This window comes from Allotamlana fucoidanivorans (assembly GCF_006265225.1).
Classification (GTDB): Bacteria; Bacteroidota; Bacteroidia; order Flavobacteriales; family Flavobacteriaceae; genus Allotamlana; species Allotamlana fucoidanivorans.
On record NZ_VDCS01000009.1, the window covers coordinates 211,475 to 218,001 of the forward strand.

General features: G+C 34.8%; 7 protein-coding genes and 1 pseudogene. All 8 read right to left on the bottom strand.

Features of this window, described 5'->3' with window-relative positions:
- Positions 1-6 precede the first annotated feature (6 nt).
- Positions 7-909: a geranylgeranylglycerol-phosphate geranylgeranyltransferase gene (locus FGF67_RS10875; RefSeq protein ID WP_139697648.1), complete on the bottom strand. Its 903-nt coding sequence runs from the start codon at positions 907-909 to the stop codon at positions 7-9.
- Between the two features lie 60 nt (positions 910-969).
- Positions 970-1,899, bottom strand: a complete 930-nt coding sequence (locus FGF67_RS10880) for a mevalonate kinase family protein (RefSeq protein WP_139697650.1) — start codon at positions 1,897-1,899, stop codon at positions 970-972.
- A gap of 68 nt (positions 1,900-1,967) precedes the next feature.
- Positions 1,968-3,050, bottom strand: a complete 1,083-nt coding sequence (locus FGF67_RS10885) for a diphosphomevalonate/mevalonate 3,5-bisphosphate decarboxylase family protein (protein ID WP_139697651.1) — start codon at positions 3,048-3,050, stop codon at positions 1,968-1,970.
- A 3-nt stretch (positions 3,051-3,053) separates the two neighbouring features.
- The gene (locus FGF67_RS10890) at positions 3,054-3,590 is read right to left on the bottom strand and encodes a DUF1697 domain-containing protein (RefSeq protein ID WP_139697654.1); all 537 of its coding nucleotides are present in this window, start codon (positions 3,588-3,590) and stop codon (positions 3,054-3,056) included.
- Complete coding sequence (locus tag FGF67_RS10895; RefSeq protein WP_139697656.1) at positions 3,591-4,802, bottom strand: BaiN/RdsA family NAD(P)/FAD-dependent oxidoreductase; 1,212 nt, start codon at positions 4,800-4,802, stop codon at positions 3,591-3,593.
- On the bottom strand, positions 4,799-5,488 hold the full coding sequence (locus FGF67_RS10900) for a glycerophosphodiester phosphodiesterase (protein WP_139697658.1): 690 nt from the start codon (positions 5,486-5,488) through the stop codon (positions 4,799-4,801). Before FGF67_RS10900 ends, FGF67_RS10895 begins: the two co-directional genes overlap by 4 nt.
- A complete protein-coding gene (locus FGF67_RS10905; protein ID WP_139697660.1) occupies positions 5,488-6,351 on the bottom strand; it encodes an acyl-CoA thioesterase in 864 nt (287 codons plus the stop codon). The genes FGF67_RS10900 and FGF67_RS10905 overlap by 1 nt, the downstream gene beginning before the upstream one ends.
- Positions 6,352-6,417: 66 nt before the next feature.
- A pseudogene (locus FGF67_RS17710) lies at positions 6,418-6,527 on the bottom strand (IS30 family transposase); the annotation flags it as partial.

Here is a 6,527-nt window from a genome sequence, read left to right on the forward strand (position 1 = left end):
ACTTTTTTAAATACGGTTCAAAATCACACTTGGGTCTAATAACAGTATACTAAACACCCCAGCTAGAATAATACATTTTAAAATATTGTGCAGTATCAAGTAGTGTATTTTTGTTTGTGATTTCCAGAGCAAAAACAAAAACACTCCTAAAAGAAAAATACTGAAATAAAAAAAGAGCGCCATATAACCTACTTCAAATTTAAATATGAGCAAGTATGCTGGAACTAGTGTTAATACTGCCAAAAGCGTTAGCATAATTTTTGAAACCTGTTCACCATAAGCCACTGGAATAGTAATGTAATTTTGAGCCACGTCGCCTTTTATGTTTTCTAAATCTTTAGTCAGCTCGCGCATTGAAATCATAAGAAACAAATAAATAGCATGTACAAAAATGACCGCTTCAAAATTTTTGTAGTACAAAAAAATAGCAAAAAAAGGTGTAATGGTTAAGATAGCCGAAATTAAATTACCTACAAAAGGCAACTTTTTGAGCTTGTGTGAATAAAACCAAATACCAAAAATATAAATAGAAAAAAATACTACCGCATTAAAAGATACATAACTAGCCATTATAACCGCTAGAAAATTAAGCACAAAATAAAAGGACAATTTGGTGTTTTGACTCACTAAGCGATCTAGCCTTGATTTTATAGGTCGATTGATTAAATCCTTTTCAGAGTCGTAAAAATTATTAATGATGTAGCCCCCCGCAATAGTAGCCGCAGAGGCCAAAACAAGCATAAATAAATTTATATCAAAAACCACTTGTCTTACCGGTATGTCATGCGCCAAAATATAGACCGATGTAAGGTACTGAGCTAACATAACAATAAGGATATTGTATCCTCTTACAACCGAAAACATGCTAAAGAACTTAAGTAGAATGTGTTTCTGTTTTCTAGACAGCATCTTAAAACAATTTGATAAAACCTTGAAAAAGCTCAGGTAAACCTTAAAGGTAAATGAAATTTAGAAGTTATAAACTACTTCCAATTTATAATCAGATAATGATTTTTTAGCCTTATCTATATCTTCTGTAAAACCTAAAATATACCCGCCGCCGCCAGATCCGCAAAGTTTAAGAAAGTATTCATTGGTTTCAATACCCTTTTTCCACAACTCATGAAATTGTATAGGAATCATGGGCTTAAAATTATTTAAAACAATTTTAGATAACTGCTTTGTGTTTTTTATAAGCGATTTAACATCGCCATTTAAGAAATCCTCTACACAAGCATCGGTATGCTTTATAAATTGTGTTTTCAGCATATTACGAAACCCCTCTTGCTTCATTTTTTCCATAAACAAACTCACCATGGGTGCTGTTTCACCAACTACACCACTATCAATTAAAAACACGGCTCCTTTACCTTCGCTTTGTTGCGCTGGAATACCGGTGGCCTCAATATTATCTTTTGAGTTTATAAGAATAGGAATACTTAAATAGCTGTTTAAAGGGTCAAGACCTGAAGATTTTCCGTGGAAAAAAGATTCCATAGATGAAAAAATAGTCTTTAGTTTCAATAACTTTTCACGTGTTAAGTTTTCAAGCACCGTAATTTTATTGAAGGCATATTTATCATAAATAGCTGCTACTAAAGCACCACTACTACCAACACCATAACCTTGGGGTATTGAAGAATCAAAATACATTCCTGAATTCACATCGTGCTGAAGGCGTTCAATATCAAACTGTACAATATCCTCATCAATATGAGCTATATATTCGGCAAAACGTTTTAGGCTTTCGTTTGATTTTAAGGCTTGCTCTGAAAGGTTTTCACTCTTTTTTAACGCACCATTATAAAAGTTATACGGTATAGATAAGCCTTTAGAATCTTTAATGATTCCATACTCGCCAAACAGGAGAATCTTCGAATAAAAAAGTGGTCCTTTCATAAAATTAATACGGTTCAAACTTTATTTTGTTTACTAAAAATACAAATTTTTTAAACAAAATAAGGTTATTATTCTATTTTATTTGCACCGAAACCGATTTGGTCGCAAATATACTGTCCATTTTGGCAATATGCAACTAATTCATTTTGAATGAATTTCAAAACAACTTCTTTTTCGTTAAAAGGATATAGCACATGTACATTAGCACCAGCATCCAAAGTAAAGCATACTTTTGAACCAGTTTCTTTTCTAAAGTTCCAAATTTTATTTATGATTTCCAAAGTATTGGGTTTCATTAAAATAAAATAAGGCATACTGGTCATCATCATAGCATGAAGTGTGAGCGCCTCACTTTCAACCATAGAAACGAAACTATCTAAATCCCCTTTTTGCAAAACTTCAGACAATGCCGTTAGGTTCTTGTGTGCTTGTTTAAAACGTTCTTGAGCAAACGGGTGCCCATGCATTAAACCATGCCCCACCGTACTACTAACCTGTTTTTCACCTTTATCAACTAATAAAATAGTATCCTGAAAATCTTTAAATATGGTGTTGACTTCAAGTGGATATTTGACCCCATATAAATTAGAGCTTCCTTGAATAGCCTCATGCTTGCCCCAAACCACCAAATCGCCTTCAAGACTTCTGCAAGCACTTCCTGAGCCTAATCGCGCTAAAAAAGAGGCTTTTTGAATAAAAAATGCTTCCTCTAAGGTATCACTCAGGGCGCTTTCAACACTCATTAAACACAGAGCCAAGGCACTCATCCCCGAAGCTGAAGAAGCAATACCTGAACTATGCGGAAAGGTGTTGGAGGTTTCTATTGTAAAATGGTAGTCTTTTAAAAACGGTAAATAAACCTCTACCCGCTTAAAAAACGTTTCTACCTTTGGTTTAAAATCGTCTTGTTGTTTCCCATCTAAAAACACCTCAAATGAAAACCCTTCACTGTGTTGTTTTTTTGAAAAGCGCAAGGTGGTTATTGTTTTACATTCATTTAAAGTAAAACTAATAGACGGATTTTCTGGAATCTGATTTTTCTTTTTCCCCCAATACTTTACAAGCGCTATATTGCTTGGAGAAGACCAAGTAAAACAACCGCTTTCAACAGATGTTGTGTAAGGCTTAGGAATAAAATAAGTTTCTGTCATGTTTTAATTTTCAGCGCTCAAAGATAATAACTTTACCATAGTTTTATAATTTCTAGCGGTAGCTGTTACTTTTAATTTTTTCTCAAAGAAATTATTACTACACTTGGCTCTGCCATAACCCAGTGCACTATAGAAATAAACACAGTGTTCTGTAACTACAAATTCTTCATTAGGATAGCTTACTTTATACAGGTCTGCTACAAGCTCTTCCTTTGGAGCATCATACAACAGCATAAAATAACTATTCTGTTTTTTATTGGGTGAAAACGGACAGGCATCAAAAATGTATTGTAATGCTTCAAGTTGTTGTATCAAAATTGGAACATCAAAACCAAAATGTGATTGAATAGTATCATGAATCTGTGCTTCTAACTGCTTTATGTTTGTTTCAACAGATTGAAATACCACATTACCACTTTGAATATAGGTACTCACATTAAACAATCCTGAGTCTGAAAGCAGTTGCCTTAATTCAGCCATGGGCACTTTCTTTTGTCCGCTCACATTTATCCCTCTAAGCAAAGCAATATATGTTTTCATTTATTTTGAAATGTTCTGAGCGGCAATATAGGCTCCTGTCCATGCATTTTGAAAATTAAAACCTCCAGTTATAGCATCTATATTTAAAACTTCTCCTGCAAAATATAGATTTTTTACTTTCTTACTTTCAAAGGTTTTAAAATTAACCTCTTTTAAATCAACACCCCCAGCGGTTACAAACTCCTCTTTAAAGGTACTTTTACCATCCACTTGAAAAATAGCTTCTGTTAACTGCCTGGCCAACTCCTCTAAATGCCCCTTATTCATATCTGCCCAACGTGTATCTTGGGTCATTTGAGAAGCTAACACCAATTTATGCCACAATCTTTTGGGTAAATCATATTGTGTAGACTTATACACGGTTTTTTTTGCTAAATTTTGTTTTAATAGTTTTAGTTGGTTTAAACAACTTTGATAGGCTTCACCTATAAAATTTATTTTGATTTGAAATTTGTAATTGCATTGAGCTAACTCAAGAGCCCCAAAAGCTGAAAGTTTTAAAATAGAAGGTGCACTCATACCCCAATGCGTGATTAAAAGTGGTCCTTCGCTATATAAATCAGTCCCAACCACCTCAACTAAAACATGAGACACCACAACACCAGGAATGCCATTAATACGTTCATCTGCAATGTTAAAAGTAAATAACGAGGGTACTGGTTTTGAAATGGTATGCCCTAAGCCTTCTACTACCTGCCATATTTTAGGATTACTACCTGTAGCTACTAAAAGTGTTCCAGCTTCAAACGTGTCATGAGTTGTATTTATGCAGAACCCGTTTTCGTTAGGCTGAATTGTTTTTACCGCATGATTGTAGAACACAGCTACCTGATGCCGTTCTGCTTCACTTAGAAAACAATCAATAATAGTTTGAGAAGAATCGGTAACTGGAAACATACGCCCATCCTCCTCTATTTTTAATGCAACACCGCGCTTTTCAAACCACGTTATAACATCTCCTGTCATAAACTGATGAAAAGGCCCTAGTAGCTCTTTCGCACCTCTAGGGTAATTCTTTATGAGTTCTTGCGGTATAAATTCGGCATGGGTCACATTACATCGCCCACCACCGGACACCTTTACTTTGGCAAGACCTTCTTTACTTCGCTCTAAAATAGCAACTTGCAGCTTAGGGTTTTGTTCTGCAATATTGATAGCTGCAAAAAAACCTGCTGCACCGCCACCAACTATAATTACATCTTTTTGCATCATAATCTATCGGGGTAATCAGAAATAATACCATCCACCCCATATTTTTTCATACGTTCAATGGTTGCTTTTTCATTCGCTGTCCAAACATTAACTGAATAGCCCAATTCTTGAACTCGCTTTACATTAGACCGCGTGACTAAGGCAACATTAGGGTGAATGGCCACCGCATTAACTGTTTTTGCAAACTCCAAGGCTTCATCCATATTCGCCTTTGTTAATACCCCCAATAGAATATTTTTGTCATGCTTAAAAACATGTTCCAGCTCATGATGTTGAAAGCTGGATACAATTATGTTATTATAAGACCACTTTTTCCCTTTGACAGCATCTTTAATTATTTGTACAGTTCCTTCTGCTGTGTTTTTCCCTTTTAATTCTATATTTAACAGGCACGAGTTACAAAGCAAATTTAAAACTTCTTCAAGTGTTGGAATCTGATAATAGGTATCTATCTTAAGTTTTCTTAAAGCTTCAAAACTATGCGCTGCCATTTCACCCGTTCCGTTGGTCATTCTATCTAAGGTAAAATCATGGAACACCACCAACTCTCCTGTAGCACATCTATGCACATCAATCTCAATACCATCAACATGATATTCTAAAGCCTTTGTAATAGACTCTATGGTATTTTCAGCGAGATGCCCTTTGGCTCCTCTATGTCCTATTTTTAAATACTTTTGTGTCATTATTTTATGGGGCGAATTAAGCCTTCCTGAGCCACGGATGCCACTAGCTTACCTGCTCTAGTAAATATATTACCTCTGGTAAAACCTCTGGCTTTTGAAGCGCTAGGTGACTCAATGGAAAACAGCATCCAATCATCAAACTCAAAATCTCTAAAATACCACATAGAATGATCTAAACTAGCGGTTTGTGTATTTCCCCAGTGTGCTTTGCTGGCATGTGGATTCATGGTTGAAATTAGTATATTATAGTCTGAAATATATGTAAGAATTTGTTGTTTTGTTGCCAAATCCAGATTGTTAGTATTTCCCTTTAGTTTAAACCACACATCAAGATACGGTGGCAAGTCTTTAGGTTCTAACGGGTTTATCAACTGTTGAGGCTTAAATTCTATAGGGCGATCTATTTCAAAAAAAGCTTTTAAACTTTTGGGCAAAAAATCACCAAACTGATGTAAAATATCTGTCCAACTCAACAAATCTTCGGGTTGCTTCAGGTTCGTTTTCATTTCTATTTGATGGTTATAACCCTCTTCATTTTTATGAAAGGAAGCCGACAATATAAAAATAGTATTCCCTTTTTGATGGGCGGTTACTCGCCTTACCGAAAAACTCCCACCATCGCGCACAATACTCACTTGATAAGTTATAGGATAACTTAAACTACCCGCCTCAAGAAAATAAGCATGCATAGAATGCAATACTCTGTTATTAGTAATGGTTCTACATGCTGCATTTAAAGCCTGGGCTAAAACCTGACCACCAAACACAATTGGACTCCCTACACTTTTACTTATGCCGTTAAATTCGTGATCATTTATTTTTTCTAGTACCAGCACATTGATCAGGTCGTCAACTGTAGTCATATCTTATTTTTTGTTTAAAACTATTAAAATAAAGAAGGTTTTAAGTATCATTTATAAATGCTGAGTTCAACCCATAAGTGCAACACACTTATTATTTAGGACTTCAATAGGGTTATTATAATTAAACTTTCTAATAGGTCTGTAATTTAGTAATTTTTCAACTTCTTTTATTCTTT

What these genes read in the sequence shown, in the direction of transcription:
- FGF67_RS10880 (WP_139697650.1), bottom strand. Translation starts at nt 1,899, where the DNA reads ATGAAAGGACCACTTTTTTATTCGAAGATTCTCCTGTTTGGCGAGTAT.
- FGF67_RS10905 (WP_139697660.1), bottom strand. Translation starts at nt 6,351, where the DNA reads ATGACTACAGTTGACGACCTGATCAATGTGCTGGTACTAGAAAAAATA.
- FGF67_RS10875 (WP_139697648.1), bottom strand. Translation starts at nt 909, where the DNA reads ATGCTGTCTAGAAAACAGAAACACATTCTACTTAAGTTCTTTAGCATG.
- FGF67_RS10885 (WP_139697651.1), bottom strand. Translation starts at nt 3,050, where the DNA reads ATGACAGAAACTTATTTTATTCCTAAGCCTTACACAACATCTGTTGAA.
- FGF67_RS10895 (WP_139697656.1), bottom strand. Translation starts at nt 4,802, where the DNA reads ATGATGCAAAAAGATGTAATTATAGTTGGTGGCGGTGCAGCAGGTTTT.
- FGF67_RS10900 (WP_139697658.1), bottom strand. Translation starts at nt 5,488, where the DNA reads ATGACACAAAAGTATTTAAAAATAGGACATAGAGGAGCCAAAGGGCAT.
- FGF67_RS10890 (WP_139697654.1), bottom strand. Translation starts at nt 3,590, where the DNA reads ATGAAAACATATATTGCTTTGCTTAGAGGGATAAATGTGAGCGGACAA.